16 protein-coding genes are annotated in these 25424 nt (G+C 63.8%); 13 read left to right on the plus strand and 3 right to left on the minus strand.

The genetic code is table 11. The features are described from left to right. Positions 1-142: 142 nt before the first annotated feature. From AC1DKY_RS08940 to AC1DKY_RS08965, 6 genes are all read left to right on the plus strand, one after another. Complete coding sequence (locus tag AC1DKY_RS08940; protein ID WP_441602785.1) at positions 143-3379, plus strand: efflux RND transporter permease subunit; 3237 nt, start codon at positions 143-145, stop codon at positions 3377-3379. A 115-nt stretch (positions 3380-3494) separates the two neighbouring features. Further along, positions 3495-4016: an SLOG cluster 4 domain-containing protein gene (locus AC1DKY_RS08945; protein ID WP_441602786.1), complete on the plus strand. Its 522-nt coding sequence runs from the start codon at positions 3495-3497 to the stop codon at positions 4014-4016. A 210-nt stretch (positions 4017-4226) separates the two neighbouring features. Beyond that, positions 4227-7355, plus strand: coding sequence for an efflux RND transporter permease subunit (locus AC1DKY_RS08950; RefSeq protein WP_441602787.1), 3129 nt, complete (start codon positions 4227-4229; stop codon positions 7353-7355). 305 nt (positions 7356-7660) lie between these two features. Next, on the plus strand, positions 7661-9892 hold the full coding sequence (locus tag AC1DKY_RS08955; protein ID WP_441602788.1) for an NADP-dependent isocitrate dehydrogenase: 2232 nt from the start codon (positions 7661-7663) through the stop codon (positions 9890-9892). A gap of 133 nt (positions 9893-10025) precedes the next feature. Further along, positions 10026-10877, plus strand: coding sequence for a nitroreductase family protein (locus tag AC1DKY_RS08960; protein WP_441602789.1), 852 nt, complete (start codon positions 10026-10028; stop codon positions 10875-10877). 186 nt (positions 10878-11063) lie between these two features. Further along, positions 11064-12140, plus strand: coding sequence for a TraB/GumN family protein (locus AC1DKY_RS08965; RefSeq protein ID WP_441602790.1), 1077 nt, complete (start codon positions 11064-11066; stop codon positions 12138-12140). Positions 12141-12203: 63 nt separating this feature from the next. Here the strand turns inward: AC1DKY_RS08965 and AC1DKY_RS08970 are convergent, their stop codons facing one another. Continuing rightward, positions 12204-13148, minus strand: a complete 945-nt coding sequence (locus AC1DKY_RS08970; RefSeq protein ID WP_441602791.1) for an aldo/keto reductase — start codon at positions 13146-13148, stop codon at positions 12204-12206. Positions 13149-13279: 131 nt separating this feature from the next. On the opposite strand from AC1DKY_RS08970, the gene AC1DKY_RS08975 reads away from it, so the two are divergent. Beyond that, a complete protein-coding gene (locus AC1DKY_RS08975) occupies positions 13280-15496 on the plus strand; it encodes a beta-glucosidase family protein (protein ID WP_441602792.1) in 2217 nt (738 codons plus the stop codon). Between the two features lie 39 nt (positions 15497-15535). Here AC1DKY_RS08975 and AC1DKY_RS08980 read toward each other — a convergent pair whose 3' ends face one another. Then, on the minus strand, positions 15536-15727 hold the full coding sequence (locus AC1DKY_RS08980) for a hypothetical protein (protein ID WP_441602793.1): 192 nt from the start codon (positions 15725-15727) through the stop codon (positions 15536-15538). Positions 15728-15825: 98 nt separating this feature from the next. Here AC1DKY_RS08980 and AC1DKY_RS08985 point away from each other — a divergent pair, with 98 nt between their 5' ends. The 4 genes from AC1DKY_RS08985 (at position 15826) to AC1DKY_RS09000 (ending at position 19679) form a co-directional block, all read left to right on the plus strand. After that, entirely contained in the window at positions 15826-16734 is a 909-nt protein-coding gene (locus AC1DKY_RS08985) for a LysR substrate-binding domain-containing protein (protein WP_441602794.1), read from the plus strand. Between the two features lie 176 nt (positions 16735-16910). Next, on the plus strand, positions 16911-18023 hold the full coding sequence (locus tag AC1DKY_RS08990) for an S-(hydroxymethyl)glutathione dehydrogenase/class III alcohol dehydrogenase (protein ID WP_441602795.1): 1113 nt from the start codon (positions 16911-16913) through the stop codon (positions 18021-18023). Positions 18024-18208: 185 nt separating this feature from the next. Beyond that, positions 18209-19102, plus strand: a complete 894-nt coding sequence (locus AC1DKY_RS08995; protein WP_441602796.1) for a class I SAM-dependent methyltransferase — start codon at positions 18209-18211, stop codon at positions 19100-19102. Between the two features lie 43 nt (positions 19103-19145). Then, the gene (locus AC1DKY_RS09000; protein ID WP_441602797.1) at positions 19146-19679 is read left to right on the plus strand and encodes a pseudouridine synthase; all 534 of its coding nucleotides are present in this window, start codon (positions 19146-19148) and stop codon (positions 19677-19679) included. Positions 19680-19733: 54 nt separating this feature from the next. Here the strand turns inward: AC1DKY_RS09000 and AC1DKY_RS09005 are convergent, their stop codons facing one another. Next, positions 19734-20528 (minus strand): TatD family hydrolase, encoded by a 795-nt coding sequence (locus AC1DKY_RS09005; protein ID WP_441602798.1) that lies wholly within the window; start codon positions 20526-20528, stop codon positions 19734-19736. A gap of 357 nt (positions 20529-20885) precedes the next feature. Between AC1DKY_RS09005 and AC1DKY_RS09010 the strand changes: the two genes are divergently transcribed. Continuing rightward, positions 20886-22844, plus strand: a complete 1959-nt coding sequence (locus tag AC1DKY_RS09010) for a S8 family serine peptidase (protein WP_441602799.1) — start codon at positions 20886-20888, stop codon at positions 22842-22844. Between the two features lie 566 nt (positions 22845-23410). Then, complete coding sequence (locus AC1DKY_RS09015; protein WP_441602800.1) at positions 23411-25372, plus strand: S8 family serine peptidase; 1962 nt, start codon at positions 23411-23413, stop codon at positions 25370-25372. Positions 25373-25424 lie beyond the last annotated feature (52 nt).

Genomic DNA, 25424 nt, shown 5'->3' on the forward strand with positions numbered 1-25424 from the left:
CGCGACAACCGGGCCCATCGCCACTCATGAAGGCTGGCGAGCAGTTCGGGTTTGCGCCCTCGCTACTCGCTGCTAACCCCTTCAGCAACGACACGGGGCGCCGCAGGACAGGCACCCGCCACACACATCGACGGCTAACCCCATGGGCTTCTCCACACTCTTCATTCGCCGACCGATCGCCACCTCGCTGTTGATGGTGGCGGTGCTGTTGCTCGGCATCCTCGGCTACCGCGAGCTGCCGGTGTCGGCGCTGCCCGAGATCGACGCGCCCAGCCTGGTCGTGACCACGCAATATCCGGGCGCCAGCGCATCGACCATGGCGTCCCTGGTCACCACGCCGCTGGAACGCAATTTCGGCCAGATTTCCGGCCTCGCCATGATGACCTCCGACTCGTCGGCGGGTCTGTCCACCATCGTGCTGCAGTTTGCGATGGACCGCGATATCGATATCGCGGCGCAGGACGTGCAGGCGGCCATCAACCAGGCGCGCGGCACGCTGCCGAGCACGCTGCCGTATCCGCCGGTGTACAACCGCGTGAATCCGGCCGACGCGCCGATCATCACGCTCAAGCTCACCTCCGACAGCCTGCCGCTGCGCGAAGTGAACAACTACGCCGACTCCATCCTCGCGCAGAAGCTCTCGCAGGTGCAGGGCGTGGGCCTGGTGTCGATTGCGGGCAACGTGCGCCCGGCCGTGCGCGTGCAGGTCAATCCGTCGCAGCTGGCCAACCTCGGCCTCACCATGGAGGACGTGCGCAGCTCGCTCACCGAGGCCAACGTGAACGCGCCCAAGGGCACGCTCAACGGCGCCACGCAGTCCTACAGCATCGGCACCAACGACCAGCTGGCCGATGCGGCCGAATACAAAGACACCATCATCGCGTACAAGAACAACGCGCCGGTGCGACTGTCGGACGTGGCCAACGTGATCGACGGCGTGGAGAACGACCAGCTCGCCGCCTGGGCCAATGGCAAGCCCGCCGTGCTGCTCGACATCCGTCGCCAGCCGGGCGCGAACATCGTGCAGACGGTGGAGCAGATCCGCAACATCCTGCCGCAGCTGCGCGCCGTGTTGCCGGCGGACGTCCATCTGGATGTGTTCGCCGACCGCACCATCACCATCCGCGCCTCGGTCGAAGACGTGCAGTTCACCCTGATCCTCACCATCTTCCTGGTGGTGGCGGTGATCTTCGTGTTCCTGCGTCGCCTGTGGGCCACCATCATTCCGTCGGTGGCGGTGCCGTTGTCGCTGATGGGTACGTTCGGCGTGATGGCCTTCACCGGCATGTCGCTGGACAACCTCTCGCTGATGGCGCTCACCGTAGCCACCGGCTTCGTGGTGGACGATGCGATCGTGATGATCGAGAACATCGTGCGCTACATCGAGCAGGGCAAGGACGGCAAGGAAGCGGCCGAGATCGGTGCGAAGGAAATCGGCTTCACCGTGCTGTCGTTGACGGTGTCGCTGATCGCGGTATTCCTGCCGCTGCTGCTGATGCCGGGCGTCACCGGTCGCCTGTTCCACGAATTCGCCTGGGTGCTCACCATCGCGGTGGCCATCTCGATGCTGGTGTCGTTGACGCTGACGCCGATGATGTGCGCCTACCTGCTCAAGCCCGACGCGCTGCCCGAGGGCGACGACGCGCACGAGCGCCACGCCGCCGCCGGCAAGAAAACCTGGTGGACGCGAACGGTCAACGTGTACGAGAGCTCGCTGGACTGGGTGCTCGGCCACCAGCGCTTCACCCTGTTGGTTGCAGCGGCGGCAGTCGTGCTCACCGTGTTCCTCTACGTCGTGATTCCGAAGGGCTTGTTGCCCGAGCAGGACACGGGCCTGGTCACCGGCGTGGTGCAGGCCGACCAGAATGTGGCGTTCCCGCAGATGGAAGTGCGCACCAAGGCCGTCGCCGATGCATTGCGTCGCGACAAGGCCGTGACAGGCGTGGCTGCCTTCATCGGCGCCGGTTCGATCAACCCGACGCTCAACCAGGGCCAGCTCAGCATCGTGCTGAAGGATCGCGGCGACCGCGACGGCCTGGACGAGGTGCTGGCGCGACTGCAGAAGGAAGCGGCCGGCATTCCGGGCGTGGAGCTGTACCTCAAGCCCGTGCAGGACGTGACGCTGGATAGCCGCGTATCGGCCACCGAGTACCAGTACTCGATGTCCGACGTGAACGCGACCGAGCTCTCCGGCTACGCCAACCAGATGACGCAGGCGCTGCGCGAACTGCCCGAGCTGGCCGACGTCGACAACAACCTCGCCGACCAGGGTACCTCGCTCAAGCTCACCATCGATCGCGAAAAGGCCAGCCGCCTGGGCGTGCCGGTGCAGACCATCGACGACACGCTGTACGACTCGTTCGGCCAGCGCCAGATCTCCACCATCTTCACCCAGCTCAACCAGTACCGCGTGGTGCTCGAAGTGGCGCCGCAGTTCCGCACCAGCACCGCGCTGCTCAACCAGCTCACGGTCAAGAGCAATGGCAGCGGCGCGCTGACCGGCAGCAATGCCACCGCGTTCGGCCAGGTGGCCTCGAGCAACTCGTCCACCAGCACGGGTCTGGGCGTGGCCAATACCGGCGTGATCATCGGTGGCGGCGGCACCATTCCGCTGGCTTCGCTGGCCACGGCTCAAGTGACCACGGCGCCGCTGGTGGTGAGCCATCAGCAGCAGTTGCCGGCGGTGACGGTGTCGTTCAACCTCGCGCCGGGTTATTCGCTGTCCGAGGCGGTGGATGCGATTCGTGGGGTCGAGCAGAAGCTCAACTTCCCGCCGCAGGTGCGTGGCCAGTTCATCGGCAAGGCGGCGGAGTTCTCCACCTCGCTCACCAATGAAGTGCTGTTGCTGGTTGCCTCCATCGTGGTGATCTACATCGTGCTGGGCGTGCTGTACGAGAGCTACATCCACCCGCTGACCATCATCTCGACCCTGCCGCCGGCCGGCGTGGGTGCGTTGCTGGCGCTCATCCTGTGCGATATGAGCCTGTCGGTGGACGGCATCGTGGGTATCGTGCTGCTGATCGGTATCGTGAAGAAGAACGCGATCATGATGATCGACTTCGCGATCGAGGCGCAGCGCGACGGCATGAATCCGCGCGAGGCGATCCGTCGCGCGTGTCTGCTGCGCTTCCGCCCGATCATGATGACCACGGCAGCGGCCATGCTCGGTGCATTGCCGCTGGCGCTGGGCAATGGCATCGGCGCGGAACTGCGCCGTCCGCTGGGCGTGTCCATCGTCGGCGGCCTGCTCTTGTCGCAGTTGGTGACGCTGTACACCACGCCGGTGATCTATCTCTACATGGAACGCTTCGCCGACTGGCTGAAGGAGCGTCGCGAACAGCGCGCGCTGGCGCGTGCGCAGACGCGAGGCGCCATGTAATGGCAACCACGCCGATCCGGCACCTGCCGGGTCGGCGGCAAAACCACGAAAGGGGCGCGGCCGGGATGGCGCGCCCCTTTTCGTTGTGCAATTTCCCCAGGTCCGGAGTGACGACATGAGCAAACTGAGAAAGCCGCAGGTCTGCGTGCTGGGCAGCGCCGAACCGGGCTCGCAGGCCTATGAGCTGGCCGGTCAGGCAGGCGAGCTGTTGGCGAGATCAGGTATCACCGTGGTCAGCGGTTGCGGCAGTCCCGCCACGCGGCACGCGGCGCAGCGAGCCATCGACTCGGGCGGACTGGTCCTGAGCATCATTCCGGCCGATGCGATGCCAGAGGACGACTGGCCCGCCAGCGTAGTCATTCCCTGCGGCATGGGCGACGCGCGCAACCTGTTGATGGCGTTGGCGGGAGACGCCTGCCTGGTGATCGGCGGACGCGCCGGCACGATCTCCGAAGTGTGCCTGGCCTGGCTGCATCATCGTCCGCTGCTGCCGTTGACCGGTTGCGGCGGCTGGTCAGACGGGCTGCTGCAGAACCCGCCCGACGAGCGCGGCAATTCGCCCATCCTGCCGTGGGATTCCATGGCCGCGCTCAAAGCGCAGCTGCAATCCCTGAGACTCCTGCATTTAGACGTCTAATACCGATTGACTTCCAGCCACCTGCGCCGGAATGACGGCGAGGAGATATTCCGTCGATCCACGCTCAAACGGCTTCAACCAAACCGACCGTCATGCGTTCTTGCGTTAATGTGCGGTATATACGTACCTTCGTGCGCGCGCCTCCTCAGTGGTGTGCGGCTTCTTTGAATTCCTTCGCGCCCCGCGCGTCGTACCTGGTTTCCTGACGGCATGAACATTTCCGGTCCTTTCATTCGCCGCCCGATCGGTACCTCGTTGCTGGCCATGGGCGTCTTCGCCGTAGGCCTGATCTGCTACGCGCTGCTTGGCGTGGCCGCGTTGCCGAATATGCAGTTCCCGGTGATCTTCGTGCAGGCCAGCCAGGCCGGCGCCAGCGCCAGCACCATGGCCTCCACCGTGGCTGCGCCGCTTGAGCGCCACCTCGGCCAGGTGCCGGGCATCGACACCATGCGCTCGTCCAGCTCGCTGGGCAGCACGCAGGTGTTCCTGATGTTCGAGGCGGGTCGCAATCTCGACTCGGCAGCGCGCGACGTGCAGGCGGCGATCAATGCCGCGCAGTCGGACCTGCCCAGCGGACTCAATGCGCCGCCGAGCTACCAGAAGGCCAACCCCAACGACGATCCGATCATCGCCTTCGCACTGACCTCGGAAACGCAGTCGGCGCGCGAGCTCTACGACATCGCCGATTCGCTGCTCGCGCAGCGCATTCGCCAGCTCGAAGGCGTGTCGGAAGTGGACATCCTCGGCGCTGCGACACCGGCCATCCGCGTCGACGTCAACCTGCGCCAGCTCAACGCGCTGGGCCTCTCGCCGGACCAGCTGCGCAATGCGCTCACCGCGGCCAACGTGACCTCGCCGCAGGGCTTCCTGTCCGACGGCAAGACCACCATGGCGGTGACCGCCAACGATTCGCTGCACAACGCGGCCGACTTCGCCAGCCTGGTGATCGCCTCCAACAACGGCACGCCGGTGCGCTTGTCCGACGTGGCGAAGGTGTACGACGGCCTGCAGGACGCGTATCAGGCGGCGTGGTTCCAGGGCAAGCCGGCGATCCTGATGTACGTGTATCGCCAGTCCACCGCCAACATCATCGGCACGGTGGATCGCGTCAAAGATGCGGTGCCGCTGCTGCGCGATTACCTGCAGCCCGGCACCACGCTGACGCCGTACTTCGACGGCACACCCACCATCCGCGCCTCGCTGCATGAAGTGCAGGCCACTCTGCTGATCAGCCTGTTGATGGTGATGCTGACCATGGCGCTGTTCCTGCGCCGGCTGGCGCCCACCCTGATCGCCACGGCGGCGGTGCCGTTGTCGCTCGCTGGTGCGGCGATGGTGATGTATGTGCTGGGCTTCACCCTCAACAACCTCACCTTGCTGGCGCTGGTGATTGCGATCGGCTTCGTGGTGGACGATGCGATCGTGGTGATCGAGAACATCGTGCGCCACATCGACCAGGGCATGACGCGGATGGAGGCGGCGCTGGCGGGCGCCAAGGAGATTGGCTTCACCATCGTCTCCATCACCGCGTCGCTGGTAGCGGTGTTCCTGCCGCTGTTGTTCATGAGCGGCATCACCGGCCTGTTCTTCAAGGAATTCACCATCACGCTGGTAGCGGCGATCATCGTTTCGGCGTTGGTCTCGCTCACGCTCACCACCTCGCTGTGCGGCCAGTTCCTCAGCGGCCACGAGCAGGACAAGCCGACCACGAAGGTGGGCGTGGCCTTGGAGAAATTCCAGGCCGGCATGCTCGGCGTGTACTCGCGCTGCCTGAAGTTCTCGATCAAGCACGCGCTGGCGTTCTCGCTGACCCCGCTGGTGCTGATCGCCATCACCATCCTGTTGTTCGGCCAGGTGAAGACCGGCCTGTTCCCGCCGCAGGACACTGGCCTTATCCGTGGCCGCGCCACCTCCGGCGCCACCGTGTCGTTCCAGGATGCGGTGGCCCGCCAGCAGCGCCTGATCGACATGCTCAAGAAGGACCACGACGTGGCGCGCGTGGGCTCGCGTCTGGGCACGAGCCGCCAGGGTTCCTCGGGCACCTTCGACATCGAATTGAAGACGCATGCGCAAGGCCGCAAGGACGATACGTTTGCCGTGCTGGCGCGCCTGAGCGCCAAGGCGGCGCGCTACCCGGATCTCAATGTACGACTGCGTCCCATCCAGGATCTGCCGAGTTTCGGCGGTGGCGGCGGCACCAGCCAGGGCGCGCAGTATCAGGTGTCGCTGCAGGGCGACAATCCCGAAGAGCTCACCTTGTGGCTACCCAAACTCGTCGCCGAGCTGAAAAAGAATCCCAAGCTCAAGGACGTGGGCAGTGATGTCGACGACGCCGGCCTGCAGCAGAACATCGTGATCGATCGCGACAAGGCCGCGCGTCTTGGCGTGGGCATCGGGACCATCGATGGCGCGCTGTACAACGCGTTCGGCCAGCGCCAGATCAGCACGATTTATTCCGACCTCAACCAGTACAAGGTGGTCGTCAACGCGTTGCCGAATCAGACGGCCACGCCGGCGGCCATCGATGCAGTCTACGTGGCCAGCACCAACGGCAAGATGGTGCCGCTCACGGCGTTCGCGCAACAGGTGCCAGGCCTCGCGCCGACCCAGATCTCGCACGAAAACCAGTACACCGTGATGAGCATGAGCTTCAATCTCGCGCCCGGCGTGAGCATGGGCGAGGCCTTGGAGATCATCCAGCAGACTGGCTCGCAGATGCGCCTGCCGGGTGACATCCGCATCAATATCGGTGGCGATTTCCGCCGCTTCCAGCAATCGCAGAGCGGCATGCTATGGCTGCTGCTGGGCGCGGTGGTCACCGTCTACATCGTGCTGGGCATGCTGTATGAGAGCCTGATCCATCCGGTGACCATCCTCTCCACGCTGCCCGCGGCAGGTGTCGGCGCGTTGCTGGCGCTGTGGTACACGGATACCGAGCTGTCGGTGATCGCGCAGATTGCGCTGGTCTTGTTGATCGGCATCGTCAAGAAGAACGCGATCATGATGATCGACTTTGCCCTCGTGTCGCGGCGCGAACATGGCCTGAGTCCGGCAGAGGCGGCCTATGAAGCGAGCATGGTGCGCTTCCGCCCGATCATGATGACGACGATGGTGGCGATTCTTGCCGCTGTGCCGATCGCGATCGGCCTGGGCGAGGGTTCGGACCTGCGTCGCCCGCTGGGTATCGCCTTGATCGGCGGCCTGCTGATTTCGCAAAGCCTGACCCTGCTCAGCACGCCGGCGCTGTATGTGATTTTCTCCTGCCTGGCCGATCGCTACTCCGCGTGGCGTGCACGGCGTCGTGCGCCCAAGCGTCATCCGGCCGTCGAGGGCGTCTGATCAAACGCATTCCTGTGGGAGCGCACCCTGTGCGCGACTGCGGCGGCGCAGAATCCGCGCTCCGTCGCCGGTCGCCCACAGGGTGGCCTCCCACAAAAAAACCTCGCCGCACCATACGTTTGCGCATGGCTACACCCCCACGCTTTCGCCCCTTCCGCGAAATCGTGACAATGAGGGGCTTTCGTCCGCCCGTTTCGACCCCATGTCGAACGCTTCGGGCGACGTGTGCGTCCGCGCACGGCGCTGCCTTCGGGCGCGCAACCCCCAATTTGAATACGCCGTAGCCAGCGAGGTCATAGCAGACAATGTCGAACACGCCCAAGATCATCTACACGCTCACCGACGAAGCGCCGTACCTCGCCACGCATTCGCTGCTGCCGATCATCAAGGCCTTCACCGCTACCGCCGGCATCCAGGTGGAGACGCGTGACATCTCGCTGGCCGGCCGCATCATTGCCCAGTTCCCGGACATCCTCCCGGACAACCAGAAGATCGCCGACGATCTGACCGAGCTGGGCAAGCTGGCGACCACGCCGGAAGCCAACATCATCAAACTGCCCAACATCAGCGCCTCGATGCCGCAGCTCAAGGCCGCGATCAAGGAGCTGCAGTCCCAGGGCTACGCGCTGCCGGACTATCCGGAAGATCCCAAGGACGTCAGTGAGTGGAACGTCAAGGCGCGCTACGACAAGGTGAAGGGCAGCGCCGTGAACCCCGTGCTGCGCGAAGGCAACTCCGATCGCCGTGCACCGCTCTCGGTGAAGAACTATGCGCGCAAGCATCCGCACAAGATGGGCGCGTGGAGCAAGGATTCGAAGACGCACGTGTCGCATATGGACGGCGGCGACTTCTACGGCAGCGAGAAATCGACGGTCGTTGAAAAAGCCACCAGCGTGAAGATCGAGTGGTTCGGCAAGGACGGCTCGAACACGGTGCTGAAGGAAAAGACCGCGCTGAAGGACGGCGAGATCATCGACGTCGCCGTGATGAGCAAGAAGGCGCTGACCGCTTTCATCGACGCGCAGATCGAAGACGCGAAGAAACAGGGCGTGCTGTTCTCGCTGCATCTCAAGGCGACCATGATGAAGGTCTCCGACCCCATCATGTTCGGCTTCGCCGTCAACGAGTTCTACAAGGACGTGCTGACCAAGCACGCCGATGCGCTCAAGAGCGTGGGCTTCGAGCCGAACAACGGCATCGGCGACCTGTACGCGCGACTCGGCCAGTTGCCTCAGCCGAAGCAGGATGAAATCCTCGCCGACATCAAGGCCGAATACGCCAACCGCCCGGCGCTGGCCATGGTCAATTCGGACAAGGGCATCACCAACCTGCACGTGCCGAGCGACGTGATCATCGACGCTTCGATGCCGGCGATGATTCGCGACTCCGGCAAGATGTGGAACACCGAAGGCAAGCTGCAGGACACCAAGGCGGTAATTCCCGATCGCAGCTACGCCGGTGTCTACGCCGTCGTCATCGACGACTGCAAGGCGAACGGTGCGTTCGATCCGGCCACCATGGGCAGCGTGCCCAACGTAGGCCTGATGGCGCAGGCCGCCGAAGAATACGGTTCGCACGACAAGACCTTCAAGATCGCCGGCGACGGCGTGGTCAAGGTGATCGACGAAGCCGGCAAGGTGCTGCTGGAGCAGCCGGTGGAAGCGGGCGACATCTGGCGCATGTGCCAGACCAAGGACGCGCCGATCCAGGACTGGGTGAAGCTCGCCGTCTCGCGTGCGCGCCTGTCCAACACGCCGGCCGTGTTCTGGCTCGATGCGAACCGCGCACATGACACGCAGGTGATCAAGAAGGTCGAGCGCTATCTGAAGGATCACGATTTGTCGGGTCTGGACATCCGCGTGCTGTCGCCGGTCGACGCCACCAAGTTCTCGCTCGAGCGCATCCGCAAGGGTCAGGACACCATCTCGGTGACCGGCAACGTGTTGCGCGACTACCTCACGGATCTCTTCCCGATCATGGAGCTGGGCACCAGCGCGAAGATGCTCTCCGTGGTGCCGCTGATGGCTGGCGGCGGCCTGTTCGAAACCGGTGCCGGCGGTTCGGCGCCCAAGCACGTGCAGCAGTTCGTGGAAGAGGATTACCTGCGCTGGGATTCGCTGGGCGAATTCCTCGCCATCGCCGCGTCGCTGGAACATCTGGCCAACCGTTACGACAACGCCGACGCCCGCGTGCTGGCCAAGACGCTGGACGAAGCGAACGGCAAGATCCTCGACAACAACAAGTCGCCGGCCCGCAAGGTCGGTGAACTGGACAACCGCGGCAGCCACTTCTACCTGGCCATGTACTGGGCACAGGCACTCGCCGCGCAGAACGACGACGCCAAGCTCAAGGCGAAGTTCGAGCCGATCGCCAAGGCGCTGACCGAGAACGAAGCAAAGATCATCGGCGAGCTCAACGGCGCACAGGGCAAGCCCGTCGACATCAAGGGCTACTACCACGCGAACGTCGAGCTGATCACCAAGGCCATGCGCCCGAGCAAGACCTTCAACGACGCACTGGCGCCGTTGCAGGGCTGAGCCAACTGTCGACCAAGCAAGTGAAATAGAAGGGCGCCGATGGCGCCCTTCTGCTTTTGGTGCAGTACGTTGGCGACAGTTGGCACGAAATAATCAGATTGACCGGCGCCAGAGCGAAGAGCACGTTGTTGCGGTGAGCCAATTTCCGCTCGACCCCGGAGAAATCGGGAGGGTTCGTACGGCTTTCCTGGCGCCTTTCGGGCAGGCCTCGTTGTTGAATTCTGGGATCTTTGAAGAGGCCGGGCACACCGTGTCGCGGCTGTGGGCCAGATGGAAATCGACCATCCATTTGGGGACCGCATCACCCTGGCCGGTCAAAATGATCCGGATGCGCGCTCGCTGGAGAACAACAGTCATGCTGACACCATCAATCATTCGAAGTGACGCACACAGCATTCGCAGGGCCTGGCGTCTCTTGCCGTGGCTGGCGTTGTGTCCATCGCTCGCGCTCAGCGCAACGCCCCATGGCGCAGCCAACCTCTGGTTGTTCGAGCAGCCGGAGCAAGCGGCGCCGCTGTATCGCGCACGCATCGCCGGCAGCGCGACGTTTCAGCACTACACGGCCAACGCGACGCTGGCATTCGCCTGTCGTACGGATGGCGGACGCGTATCGATGGAACTGGTGATCGACCCCAAGGCATTGGGCTTTGATACGGACCCATTTGAGGGGCCTGACGCGACGGCGCACGGTCCCCTCGTCGTGACGGGTATGCCGGCGACATCCGTCAAGCTGAAGGTTGGCGGCTGGTATGGCGATGGCGGTGCGTTCAATGTCGGTACGCCGTTCGTGTTTGGCGCGTCCACGGGCGACATTGATGCGGTGGCGAAACAGGGGCTCGCAGGCGGTGGAAGCGTGACGCTCGCCATACCGGCTGCCAAGGGCGGCGAGACGCTTAAGGCGACATTTCGCTGGCCGGACGACAGCGGCGTGTTGAAACGCGTCGTCGCGCCTTGCCTGGGCGCGCCAGCATCTCGCGGGCCATGATGAACGCCGCGTTGATGCGAAACCAAACGGCAGCTGGATAAAGATCCATCGGCTGTCGCCGTTCTCCGCGAGCCAGCGTTCTAGAATGGCGCGCAGGCAGCGGCGTCGGCTCGCCGAACGCACCTCCACAAGGAACCCGGCTGCTGCACGCGTGTCTCAAAGCAGCCCTTCAAGGAATTCGAAACGATGACACCCACCCGCCTGGCTCGTTCGTTATCCATGCTCCTGCTGACGGGGCCGCTCGCCATGGCGGGCACGGCGGTTGCACAGCAGGCACCTGCGCCGGCAAGCAGCGCGGCGGGCCAGGTGCAGAATCTCGAAGCGGTGACCGTCAGCGGCATCCAGCCCGGCCCCGGCCTGTGGAAGGTGAGCAAGGGCGATCACGTGATGTGGGTGCTCGGCACGTTGTCGCCGCTGCCCGACAAAATCCAATGGAAGACCGACGAAGTCGAGCAAACCATCGCCGAGTCGCAGGAGGTGTTGGGGCCGCCGTCGGTATCGCTCAAGCCCAAGACCAATTTCTTCGGCAAGCTCTTCCTGCTGCCGTCGCTGGTGGGCGCACGCAAGAACCCGGATGGCCAAACGTTGCAGCAAATGGTGCCGGCGCCAGACTATGCGCGCTGGCTGACGCTGAAGAAGCAATACATCGGCAACGACAGCGGCATCGAGAACTGGCGCCCGATCTTTGCCGCGGTCGAGTTGTACGACAAGGCGATCAAGCACTACGGACTCACCTCCTCCGGCGGCGTGAAGGATTCGGTCCGCAATATCGCCAAGAAGCACAACGTCAACTTCGTCACGGCGCGCTACACAGTGATGATCGAGGAACCGCGCAACGCGGTGAAGACGTTCAAGACATCGCCCATGGACGACCGCGAATGCTTCGGCCGCACGCTCGATACCGTGGAGCGCGATATGGGCCGAATCACCGAGCGCGCGAATGCCTGGTCTACGGGCGATATCGACACGCTGCGCAAGCTGCCGATGAACGACCAGCGCGAAGCATGCATCTCGGCCGTGACCGAGGCGGGCTTCGCCAAGCAGCTGGGTTTCAACGATGTGAAGCAGAAGGCCGATGCCTTGTGGATAGGCGCGGCGGAACAAGCACTTTCCACCCATACGCAGACCTTCGCCATGCTTCCGATGGAAGAAGTGCTGTCGCCGAAAGGTCTGATCGCCCGCCTCAAGGCCCAGGGCTACCAAGTCGAAGCGCCCGACGGCAGCGACGCGGAAGGCGTGGCGTCCCCCTCCCCATCGCCTTGAACCTGGCGCTCCCGCCTCCCCCGTGGGAGCGCACCCTGTGCGCGACAGCCTTTCGCGAAAACCTCAACCGCTCGCCTGATCCAACGCCGCAATCTCATCCTTGCTCAACTGCAAGCTCACGCCACCCAGCAATTCCTTCAGCTGCGGCACCGTGGTCGCACTCGCGATCGGTGCCGTTACGCTTGGCCGCGCAATCAACCACGCCAGGGCCACCTGTGCAGGCGTCGCGCTGTGCGCCTTGGCCACCTTGTCGAGCGCCTCGAGCACACGCAGCCCGTGTGGGTTGAGGAATTTCTGCACGGCGCCGCTTCGGGCTGCGCTCTTGGCGAGATCCGCCGCGCTGCGGTATTTGCCGCTCAAGAAGCCGCTGGCCAGCGCGTAGTAGTTGATGACGCCGATGTTTTCCGCGACCACCAGTGGTTCCAGTTCCTTCTCGTAACCGCCACGGCTGACCAGGTTGTACTCCGGCTGCAGCGTTTCGTATCGCGGCAAGCCGTGTTCGGCGGAGACTTTCAAGGCCTCGGCAAAGCGGTCTGCCACATAGTTCGACGCGCCGATCACGCGCACCTTGCCCTGTTCGATCAGCTTGCCGAAGGTCTCGAGCGTTTCATGCAAGGGCACCGTGGCGTCGTCTTCATGCGCCTGGTAGAGATCGATGTAGTCGGTCTGCAGGCGCTTGAGCGAACCTTCGACCGCCTGGTTGATGTTCATCGGCGACAAGCCGGGATGCTCCGCCCACTTCGCCACCTTGGTGGCGATCACCACCTTGTCGCGCTTGCCGCTGCGCTTGAGCCACTTGCCGATGATGGTTTCCGATTCGCCGCCGTAATTGCCGGGAACCCATGCCGAATAGACGTCCGCGGTGTCGATCAGGTTGAAGCCCGCGTCGACGAACGCATCGAGCAGCTCGAACGAGCGTTGTTCATCCGCGCTCCAGCCGAAGACGTTGCCACCGAAAGCCAGCGGCGCGACGGAAAGGGAGGATCGACCCAGGGGACGCAGTTGCATGGATGTGCTCCGTGTTCGATGTGGGGAAGAAAATCTTGGGGCATACTCGGGTGCCAAGGCCCGCGAGTATACGCGCCGCCCGTGTGATGCCCAGGCGAGCACGATGGCCTAGCGACAGCGAAGGAGGACGGATGAATAGCAAGATGACCGCACTGCGGTGTGCAGTTTTGACCGGTTTGGTTGTGATGGGATTGTGCACGTCGGCCGGCGCGGCGCCGTCGCAAACCACGGCCCGGCCGTGGAACGACACCACGCTTTCGCCTGATGCGCGCGCCCAGCTGCTGCTCGCGCAACTCACCCAGGACGAAAAATTCCAGCTGATCCGCAGCTACTACGCCGGTCCGGATCGTCCCGCCACGGCGCCGTTCCCGAAGGGCGCGATTGCATCGGCCGGCTACGTTCCACCCATCGAACGGCTTGGCATCCCGGCACTGGAAGAAAGCGATGCGGGCCTGGGCGTGGCCAGCTCCGACCGCATGCGTCCCGGCGATCACGCCACGCCGCTGCCGGCAGGCCCGGTGACGGCAGCGAGCTGGGATCCGCAGGTCGCCTATCGCGGTGGCGCGATGATAGGCAGCGAGGCCCACAACAAGGGCTTCAATGTGCTGCTGGCCGGCGGCGTCAATCTGACGCGCGAGCCGCGCAATGGTCGCAATTTCGAGTACGCCGGCGAAGACCCGCTGCTGGCCGGCAGCATCGTCGCCGAAGCGATCAAGGGCATCCAGGGTCAGCACGTCATCTCCACCATCAAGCACTACGCCTTGAATGACCAGGAGACGGCGCGCAACACCATCAACGTGCAGCTTGGCGAGCAGGCCATGCGCGAATCGGATCTGCTCGCCTTCGAGATCGCCATCGAGCGCGGCAAGCCCGCATCGGTGATGTGCTCGTACAACAAGATCAATGGCGACTGGGCGTGCGAGAACGATTACCTGATGAACCAGGTGCTCAAGCGCGACTGGAAGTATCCCGGCTTCGTGATGTCCGACTGGGGCGGCGCACATAGCGCGGCCAAGGCGGTCAATGCGGGACTGGACCAGGAGTCCGCGGGCGAAGTGTTCGACAAGGAAGTGTATTTCGACGCACCGCTGCGCACGGCGCTGGCCAAGGGCGAAGTGAAGCAGTCGCGCATCGACGACATGGTGCAACGTATTTTGCGCAGCATGTTTGCCGTCGGCGTGTTCCAGTATCCGGCCGGCAAGGCGCCGATCGATGCGCAGGCAAACCTGAAAGTCGCGCGTGAAACGCTGGAATCGGGCGCGGTGTTGTTGCGCAACGAAAACAGCCTGCTGCCGCTCGATCTCACCAAGCTGCAATCGATCGCGGTGATCGGCGCGCACGCCGACAAGGGCGTGTTGGCCGGCGGCGGTTCGTCGCTGGTGACGGCCATGGGCGGCAATGCCGTGCCGGGTCTGCCGCCGACCACCTGGCCCGGCCCCGTGATGTATCACCCGTACGCCCCGTTGAAGGCGCTGCGCGATGCGGCACCCAAGGCCGATGTGCAGTTTGCGGAGGGCACCGACGTGGCCGCCGCGGCGGCGCTCGCGGCGAAGGCGCAGGTGGCGGTGGTGTTCGTGCAGAAGTGGCAGGCGGAGTCGGTCGATACGCCGGATCTGTCGCTGCCGGACAACCAGGATGCCCTGGTCGATGCAGTGGCCAAGGCCAATCCCCGCACCATCGTTGTGCTCGAAAACAGCGGTCCCGTGGCGATGCCGTGGCTCGATCAGGTTGGCGCCGTGCTGGAGACCTGGTATCCCGGCGGCGACGGCGGCAAGGCGATCGCCAATCTGCTGTCGGGCAAGGTCAATCCCTCGGGCCGCTTGCCGGTGAGCTGGCCGCGCGATCTCTCGCAGCTGCCGCGCAAGGAGATTCCCGGCGTCTCCGGCGGCACGCAGCCCGAGTCCGTCGACTACGCCATCGAAGGCGCCAATGTGGGTTATCGCTGGTACCAGTCGCGTGGCATCAAGCCGCTGTTCCCGTTCGGCTATGGCCTCTCCTACACCAGCTTCCAGCATGGCCCGTTGAAGGTTGATGCAAAGGGCGCCCAGCTCGAAGCGACGGTGGAGATCGCCAATACGGGCTCACGCGCCGGCGCCGAGGTAGCGCAGGTCTATGTACACGTACCCGGGGCCAAGTCGGCCCGCCTGGCCGGCTTCGCCAAGGCATTCCTCAAACCCGGCGAGCACCGCACCCTCACCATCTCGCTGGAACCGCGACTGTTGGCGGATTTCGATACCGCCAAGCACGCCTGGGTGATCCGTGGCGGGCAGTACAGCGTCGTCGAAGGCCGTTCCTCGGAAGACCTGGGTACGCCGGTCAACGTCCAACTGGCCGCGAGCAAGCTTTGACTGTTCTGACACCGGCCTCACGGGGCCGGTGTCACCAGCTCAGCCGCAGCCGTCGTGGGCAAGTTTCGAGGGCGCCACGCTCTTGCGGATGGCCGTCATCAGGTTGGGGGTAGGCTGGCGCTTGCCCTTGGAGCGCGGCTGGCTCGGCGGTGCGTCAGCCAGACGACGCGCCAACTCCAGGTTGGTGATATGGCCATGCATGAACAGCAAATTCGTATAAATCGAGCTCATGACACCCTCCCGTCCGTTTGAGTGAGTCCTCAAGGTAGAACCGCCGCGCGCGACCAAAAAGCGATATATTCGCAAACCAGCCTTGAAGGAAATTCAAGATGGGACGCGTATCGCTGGATCTCCTCCAACAGTTCGTCCAGGTCGCCCGGCTGGGCAATCTTTCGCGCGCCGCCGAGCAAGCCAACCTCACCGTGAGCGCGCTCAGCCATCAGGTGCGGCAGCTGGAGCAACGGCTGGAACGCAAGTTGTTCGAGCGCGGTCCGCGCGGCGTGCAGCTCACGGCAGAAGGCCGCCGCCTGATGGAATCGGTGAGCCATCATTTCGAAGGCATCGATCGCGCCATGGCCGGCTTCCGCTGCCGCCGCGACGATGTGCTTACGCTCAGCGCCATTCCCGGTGTCATGTCCAGCTGGCTGGTGCCACGCCTGGCGCGACTGGTGGCGGCGCATCCCGAGCTCCAGCTCAACCTGCAGTCCAGCGTGGAGCTGGTCAATTTCGAACGTGATCCGGTGGACGCCGCCGTACGCTATGGACGCGGGCCGTGGCCGGGCCTGATCACCGAGCGGCTATTCGGTGAATGGATTGCGCCCGTGGTGTCGCCCGCGCTGATCGAGCGCATGGGCGATCTCGATCCCAACGACCTCAGCCAATGGCCGCTGCTGGGCGATCCGGGCGATCGCTGGCGCGACTGGTTCGCCGACGGTGAAAGCGCGTTGCCGCGTCGCTACGTGGCCCACTTCGACAATACCGACGCGCTGCAGCGCGGCGCCATGGAAGGCATGGGCGTCGCCCTGGGGCGCATGGTGATGGCGCGTCCGCTGATCGAAGCCGGCCAGCTCACGGTGCTCGGCGATCGCTATCAGCAGATTCCCGAGGCGTATTTCCTTGTGTATCCCGAGCACGCGAAGGATCACGCGGGGCTGCGCACGTTCCGTGAGTGGTTGCTGTGCGAGGCGGGGAAGTATGCGGAGACGATGTCGTACGCGACTGGCAACAGCCCTGTGTAGGAGCGCACTTGTGCGCGACCGGCGCTATGTCGATGCCATCACGCGAGGTTGTCGCGCACAAGTGCGCTCCTACAAGGTAGCGGCATGCACCAAAGTCGACGTACCCGACAGTTTCACATCCCGCCCCAACCCTTCATCATTCGCATTCCCCACCACAGCCCTCAAGGATCCAAGCCATGAAATCGCGCGCCGCCGTCGCCTGGGAAGCAGGCAAGCCTCTGTCCATCGAGCAGATCGATGTGGCCGGACCCAAGGCCGGTGAAGTGCTGGTGCGCATCGTGGCGACCGGCGTGTGCCACACCGATGCGTTCACGCTGTCGGGCGCCGATCCGGAAGGCCAGTTCCCGGTGATCCTCGGCCACGAGGGCGGCGGCATCGTGGAAGAAGTGGGCGAGGGCGTCACCTCGCTCAAAGTGGGCGATCACGTGATTCCGCTGTACACGCCCGAATGCGGCGAGTGCAAGTTTTGTCTCAGCGGCAAGACCAACCTCTGCCAGAAGATCCGCGTCACCCAGGGTCGCGGTGTGATGCCGGACGGGTCGTCGCGCTTCTCGCTCAACGGCAAGCCGCTGCTGCATTACATGGGCACCAGCACCTTCAGCGAATACACCGTCCTGCCGGAAATCTCGCTGGCCAAGATCAACAAGGCCGCGCCGCTGGAGAAGGTCTGCCTGCTCGGCTGCGGCATCACCACCGGCATCGGTGCGGTGCTCAACACTGCCAAGGTGGAACCGGGCGCGAGCGTGGCGGTGTTTGGCCTTGGCGGCATCGGCCTGTCGGTCGTGCAGGGTGCGGTGATGGCCAAAGCCGGCCGCATCGTGGTGGTGGATACCAACCCGGACAAGTTCGAGATGGCGCGTGCGCTGGGCGCCACGGATTTCGTCAATCCGAAGGATTATGCGGACACCTCGATCCAGCAGGTCATCGTCGATCTCACCGAGGGCGGCGTGGACTATTCGTTCGAGTGCATCGGCAACGTCAACGTGATGCGCTCGGCGCTGGAGTGCTGCCACAAGGGTTGGGGCGAGTCGATCATCATCGGCGTGGCCGGTGCGGGCCAGGAGATCAGCACGCGTCCGTTCCAGCTGGTGACCGGCCGCGTATGGCGCGGTTCCGCATTCGGCGGTGTGAAGGGCCGTTCGCAGCTGCCCGGCTACGTCGACCGCTATATGGCCGGTGAGATCAAGATCGACGAGATGATCACCAAGGTGTTGCCGCTGGAGAGCATCAACGAGGCCTTCGATCTGATGCATGAGGGCAAGGTGATCCGCTCGGTCATTCATTACTGAGCGGCAGCACCGGCGCCTCCCCGAGACCGCCCGAGGCCGCGAAAGACCGCCTCCAGCTTCCCGTGTTTAGCTAGTTTCACCCAGGGGTGGAAAACCTCCGCATTTCCACCCTTTGTATACATCGTGGCCGGCAAGCTCACGCGCGGTGCTGCGTGCGCCTTTCAGACGTTCAATAGGGGTTTTCAATGAATAGCCGTGTGTTTCTTGGGCTGGCCGTGGTGCTGCTGGCCGCTTGCAGTGGCAACTCCACACCCGCCAACGCGCAGGCGCAGGACCAGCCAGCCGGCGCCCTGGTGCCACCCACCAGCGCCACTGACTTCACGGCTTCCCAGCTGGATCAGGTGATTGCGGGCGACTGGCGTGCGCAGGACCACAAGGCGCGCGACGTCTATCGCCATCCCAAGGGCACGCTGCAGTTCTTCGGCATCCGACCGGATCTCACCGTCATCGAAATCACCCCGGGCGGCGGCTGGTATACCGAAATCCTCGCGCCGCTGTTGCGCAACAACGGCCACTACATCGCCGCCACCTCCAAGCCCGCCGCCGATGGCGAGGCTAGCCGCGATTTGAATTCCCTGAAGGCCAAGTTCGCTGCCGACCCCGCGCATTACGGCAAGGCGCAGCTGGTGGAATTCGACCCGAAGGCGCCCTCGTTTGGCCCGGCCGGTTCGGCGGACATGGTGCTGACCTTCCGCAACGTGCATAACTGGGTGGAAGCCGATACGGCGCCGGCCATGTTCAAGGCCTTCTTTGCCGTGCTTCGTCCCGGCGGCGTGCTGGGCGTGGAAGATCACCGCGCCGCCGACAACGCCAGCCTGGATGCGGTGAAGAACAGCGGTTACCTGCCCACCAACGTCGTGATCAAGCTCGCCACCGACGCAGGCTTCCGCCTGCAGGAATCGAGCGAGATCAACGCCAACCCCAAGGACACCAAGGACTATCCCAAGGGTGTCTGGACGCTGCCGCCCACGCTGACCCTGGGTGAGCAGGATCGTGCGAAGTACCTGGCCATCGGCGAATCGGACCGCATGACGCTGCGCTTCGTGAAGCCGGACACAGCGACGGCTTCGTCACACTGAGAGAGCAGCGATCCGTCGTTCGGCGGGTCGCTGCGCGCGCTGCATGCTGATTGCGCTCAACAAACCCTATGGTGTGCTTTGCCAGTTCAGCGATGCGGATGGGCGTCCCACGCTGGCTGGCTTCGTCAAGCAAAAAGACGTCTATCCGGCCGGACGGCTCGATCACGACAGCGAAGGTCTGCTGCTGCTGACCGACGACGGCCGGCTGGCGCATACGCTGACCGACCCGCGGCACAAAGAACCCAAGACCTACCTGGTACAGGTCGACGGACAGATCACCGACGAAGCGATCGATGCGCTCCGTCGCGGCGTTGTGCTCAATGACGGCCCCACGCTGCCTGCGCCCGCGGAACATGCGAGCGAGCCCGAGTGGCTATGGCCGCGCGATCCACCCGTGCGCTTTCGCAAGCTGATACCCACCAGCTGGCTGCGCATCACGTTGCGTGAAGGACGCAACCGGCAGGTGCGGCGCATGACGGCGGCGGTGGGTTTTCCCACGCTGCGCCTGATTCGCGAACGTATCGGGCCGTATGCGCTGGATGGACTCGCACCGGGAAGCACGCGCGTGGTCGGTTGACGACTGCTACGCGTGCGCCAGATCAAGGCCCCGCCATGGCGGGGCCTTTGTGCATCAGTCGGTAGGCAATCCAAAAAAGGCGCGTGCGGCCGCCGTGCTGTTCGCGGCAGTCTGCTCAGGTGACTCGCCGCGATCCCGCGCAATCTCATCGCAGATATGCCGCAAAAACATCGGCTCATTGCGCCGATGCGACGGCTGCGGCCTGACCGTGCGCGGCAACAGATACGGCGCATCCGTTTCGATCAGCAGGCGGTTGGCGGGAATCTCCTTCACCAGCTCACGCAGATGCGTGCCGCGTCGCTCGTCGCAGATCCAGCCAGTGATGCCGATATGGCAATCGAGCGCGAGATAATCACGCAACGCCTCGCCGGTATCGGTAAAGCAGTGCACGACCACGGCCGGCACTTTGTCGCGATAACGGCGCAGCAGGGCGATGAAATCATGATGCGCATCGCGCTGGTGCAGGAATAGCGGCTTCTGCACGTCCACCGCAATCTGCAACTGCCGCTCGAACACGGCCAGCTGTACATCGCGCGGGGAATAGTTGCGGTTGTAGTCCAGCCCGGTTTCGCCCACGGCGCGCACTTCCGCATGCGCCGCCAGCTCGCGCAGCAGCGCATCGGTGGCGTCGCCGTAATCGATCGCGTGGTGCGGATGCACGCCCGCCGTGGCATAGAGCGTGCCAGGGTGCGCCCGGGCCAGGGCCAAGGCATGCGTGCTTCCGTCGCGCGAAGCGCCGGTCACCACCAGCTGGACGACACCATGTTGCTTTGCACGATCGAGCACGGCATCAAAGTCGTGCCGAAAGGATTCGTGGGTGAGATTGGCGCCAATATCGACGAGTTGCATGGCCTGGCCAAGGTCTGGGAATAGGGCATTTTCCCAGAGTTTCCGTGCTGTGAGAACGATCCTGGACGATATTGGGCATAGGAGCCGGCTGACTGGCGATCCCACCAGGCACCTGGTCGACCGCGATGCGTCAATGCGCATCCGTATCGGACAAATCCGACCACTCGCGACGCCAATGGTAGCGAGACGCGCGCGCCTAATTCGATTGTTCGCTTACTGGTCGCCCGTTGATAGTCGTTCGGTCTTCGCAAGTGGCTGGAGGTCTCGCCATGGGGATGGCGGGACTGACGTGAGCTTGGGTCGAGGCAACGCTCGCTGCCGAAAGGCGGCACCGACATCATCAGGGAGGTTCAATTCATGGAGTGCATCATCACAAGAAGCGCATTGGCTGCCGCCGTTACTCTAGCGCTGTCGTTCACCATCACGGTTCATGCTCAAAACACGGCGTCCGTCAACGACGTCTCGGCGCGGATCAACACCAGCTCGCTGGAAGACTCCGGTACCTACAACCGCTTTATCGTCCGCTATCGCGATGACGCGCCCACCGCGTCGGTCGTGGCAAGCCAGGCTGCCGCTGCGGCGATGACGCGCGCCGGCAGGATGCAGCTTTCACTGTCCGTCCATGCGCCGAAAGTGACGTACAAGCGGCCATTGGCCATAGGTGCGCATGTCATCGCCACCTCGCGCAAGTTGAACCCGAGCGAGGCAAGCGCCTTCATGCAAGCGATCGCCAGCGATCCGAGTGTCGCCTATGTCGAGCCGGATGTGCTGCAACACGCCATCGGCATCAAGGCGCTCGCCGCCTTTGTTCCCAGCGATCCCATGTTCGCCAAGTACCAGACGGACTACCTGCCGGGCGACGGTCTTCCGACATCGGGCGGCAGTAGCGTGCCGAACTGGGGCGGAGCCAACATTACCGGCGCTTGGAATCTGACAGACGGCACCGGCGTGACCATCGCGGTGTTGGATACAGGTATCGTCAAGCACGCCGATGTCGACACCTCGTCGGCGGACGACGGTTACGATTTCATCTCCGACGGATATGTTTCCGGCCGATCCAAGGACGGCCGCGCGGCAGGTGGCTGGGATCTCGGCGATTGGACCACCGGCGCGCCGTATTCGTCAGGCAACGATCCCTGCGTTCTTCCTGAGGATGGGGATGACAGTTCGTGGCACGGGACCCATGTCGCCAGCGCCACGGGCGCGGAAATCACCAACAACGGCGTCGGCTTGGCTGGCATCGCATACAAGGCCAAAGTGCTGCCGGTGCGAGTGCTCGGGCATTGCGGCGGTTACGTCAGCGATACCGCCGACGCCATCGTCTGGGCCTCAGGCGGGCATGTGGATGGTGTTCCTGACAACAAGCATCCGGCGCAGGTCATCAACATGAGTTTGGGTAGCGATGGCTCGTGCAGCGACGCCAGCTCGACGGCCAAGGCCATCGCCAAAGCAAGAGCCAATGGCACGAGCATCGTCGTTGCTGCTGGCAACAGTAGCAGCGAGGCCGTGGGGTATTCGCCGGCGAGTTGCCCCGGTGTCATCACGGTGGCCTCGATTGGCGTGGGTAGCGGATTGGCGTTCTACTCCAACTTCAACGGACCCGAGCAGAACATCGTCAAGCTTGCTGCTTTTGGCGGTGGCGTCTATGCCAAGGATGACTCGTCAGGCGTCAAACTCAATCCCGAGGGTTTTGCGTGGCAAGCCGTCAATAACGGAAAGACCAAGCCGGTGCCAAGCCCTGGTGGCGATGCGTATGGTGGGATGGCGGGAACATCGCAGGCGGCACCGCATGTGACTGGCGTCGTTGCCCTCATGCAATCGGCTCGTCTGGCTGCTGGCCTGCCGCTGCTCACGCCGGACGATGTCCTTGGCATCCTGCAGAAGACGGCACACAAACCGCATGCCGGTGTCACCAAGGGCAGGACATTCGGTGCGGGCGTTCTCGACTCGAAAGCCGCCGTATTCGTGGCTGTAGGCAAGGCCGTTCCGCCGCCGGACCCCAGGGTGCTGAAGAACGGTGTGCCGCTCACCGGGCAAGAGGGCGACAGCGACAGCGAGGCGACTTACAAGATCGACGTACCTGCCGGTGCGCGATCATTGTTGATTCGCACCGCGGGTGGTACCGGCGATGTCTCGCTCTATGTAAAGGCGGGAAGCATGCCGACAAACACCTCCTTCGATTATTCCTCGGTGCATGTCGGCAACGCGGAGTCGGTCATCATCAGGAGCGTGCCCAAAGCCACCACATATTTCGTGCGTGTAGTCGGCGTGGAGGCTTATAGCGGAGTGAGCGTGCAGGCTACCTACAAGCTCTGACGAAACCGTGGCAGCTGTGTGGCCAAGTGCCGCGCAGTTGCCATGCAATCGAACCCTCTCCCGTGCGGCGCCCTCGCGGGCTTTTTGCGTACACGGCTCTACGCATCACTACGTTGACGGACGGCATGTCATTGGCTCCGTCGCTGAAATGTGCGCCTCATTGCATCCAGCATTTCGCGGCACTGGTCGCCTACGGCGCGCACTTCAGGTTACGTGGCCAAAATCTGGAAGCAGGGCATTACTCCGGAGTTTCCTCGTCATGAGGACGCAGCAAGATGACGTCGAAAGCAGAATCGGGCCGGCCAGAAGCACACCAGAGGCCCGCTTCCCTGCGGTGCGGCAATGCGCGTCCGTATCGGATAAATCTGACTATGGGTGGCGACAAATGCAGCGAGCTGCGCGCGCCTAATTCGATTGTTCGTCTCCTGATCGCCCGTCGATAGTTGTTTGGTCTCCGCAAAAGAACGGATTGGTTGCCTTTCGCAGTGCCGGCAACCGTGAGCTTGAGTGGAGGCAAGGCCGGCTGCCGAAAGGCGGCATCGACATCATCAGGGAGGTTTCAATTCATGGAATGCACCACCATCCGAAGTGCTTTGGCTGCCGCCGTTGCCGTCGCACTTTCGTTCAGCGTGACGGTTCATGCTCAAAGCGCGGCATCCGTTAACGACGCTTCAGCACGGATCAATACCAGCTCGCTGGCAAACAACGGTACCTACAACCGTTTTATCGTCCGTTATCGCGATGACACGCCGACTGCGCCGGTAGCGGCAGGCCAGGCTGCCGCGGTAGCCATGGCTCGCGCTGCCAGGTCGCAGTCTTCGCTTTCCATCCACGCGCCCAAGGTGGCCTACAAGCGCACCGTGGCCATCGGCGCGCATGTCATCACCACATCGCGCAAATTGAACTCAAACGAAGCTGCCGCTTTCATGCAGGCGATCGCTGCCGATCCCACGGTTGCCTATGTGCAGCCCGACGTGCTGCGACATGCTATCGGCATCAAGGCGCCCGCGGCGTTCGTTCCCAACGACAAGCTGTTTGACAAATATCAGACGGATTATCTGCCCGGCGACGGTATGCCAACCGCGGCCGGGAATAGTGTGGCCAATTGGGGTGGCGCAAATATCACAGGCGCGTGGAATCTGGCCGACGGTACCGGTGTGACCATCGCGGTGTTGGATACCGGTATCGTCAAACACGCCGACGTCGACACTTCGTCGGCGGGCGACGGCTACGACTTCATCGTCGACGGTTTCATGTCCGGTCGCGGCACGGATGGCCGTGCGGCAGGTGGCTGGGATCTGGGTGACTGGACCAAGGGTGCGCCGTACGCATCGGGTGACGACGCCTGCCTTTCCCCCGGCGATGACGGGGATGACAGTTCCTGGCATGGCACCCACGTCGCCAGCGCTACCGGCGCGGAGATCACCAACAACGGCATCGGTCTGGCGGGCATTGCATACAAGGCCAAGGTGTTGCCGGTGCGTGTACTCGGCCATTGCGGTGGCTATGACAGCGACATCGCCGACGCCATCGTCTGGGCGTCGGGCGGACATGTGGACGGCGTGCCCGACAACAAGCATCCCGCTCAAGTCATCAACATGAGTTTGGGTGGCGGGGGTAGGTGTACTGCTGCCAGCATTTACGGGAAGGCCATCGCCAGGGCACGGGCGAACGGCACTGCGGTGGTGGTTGCCGCCGGAAACTCCGACGCTCCCGCGGAGGAATTTACGCCGGCCAGCTGCCCCGGTGTCATCAGCGTGGCGTCGATCGGTGTGGGTAGCCGCCTGGCGTTCTACTCCAACTACAACACTCCCACCAACAGCACCATCGCGCTCGCTGCTTTCGGCGGCGGTGTCTTTGCGAACGAGGATGCATCCGGCACCAAACTCAACCCCGAAGGCTTCGCCTGGCAAGCGCTCAACAGCGGAGACACCACGCCGGTGGCAAGTCCTGCCGGCGATATATACGGCGGAATGGCCGGTACGTCGCAGGCGACCCCGCATGTGGCCGGCACCGTGGCCTTGATGCAGTCCGCGCGCCTGGCCGCTGGATTGCCGCTGCTTTCGCCCGATGACGTGCTCAGCATTCTGAAAAAGACCGCGCACAAGCCGCACTTCGCCCCCGATCCACTCAAGACCTTCGGTGCGGGCATTCTTGATGCCAAGGCAGCCGTGTTTGCTGCCGTTGGCAAAGCGGCTCCGCCGCCGGAAACCAAGGTGCTTCAGAACGGTGTGGCGCTCACCGGCCAACAGGGCGATGGGGATAGCGAGGCCTTCTACAAGATCGACGTTCCCGCTGGCGCACGCGCGCTGGTGATGCGTACCGCAGGTGGCACCGGCGACGTCTCGCTCTACGTGAAGGCAGGAGCCTTGCCGGCGGCGACGTCATTCGATGCGTCCTCGGTGCACGTGGGCAACGCCGAATCGGTGATCGTCAGGAGCGTCCCGAAAGCGACCACTTACTACCTGCGCGTGGTTGGCGTGAAGGCCTATCGCGGAGTGAGCGTGCAGGCCAGCTACAAACCCTGACACAACGCAGGCAGCTGCGTCGCCAGGAGCTGCGCAGCCGTCACACCCCATC

It is taken from the genome of Dyella sp. 01N448 (assembly GCF_056399225.1).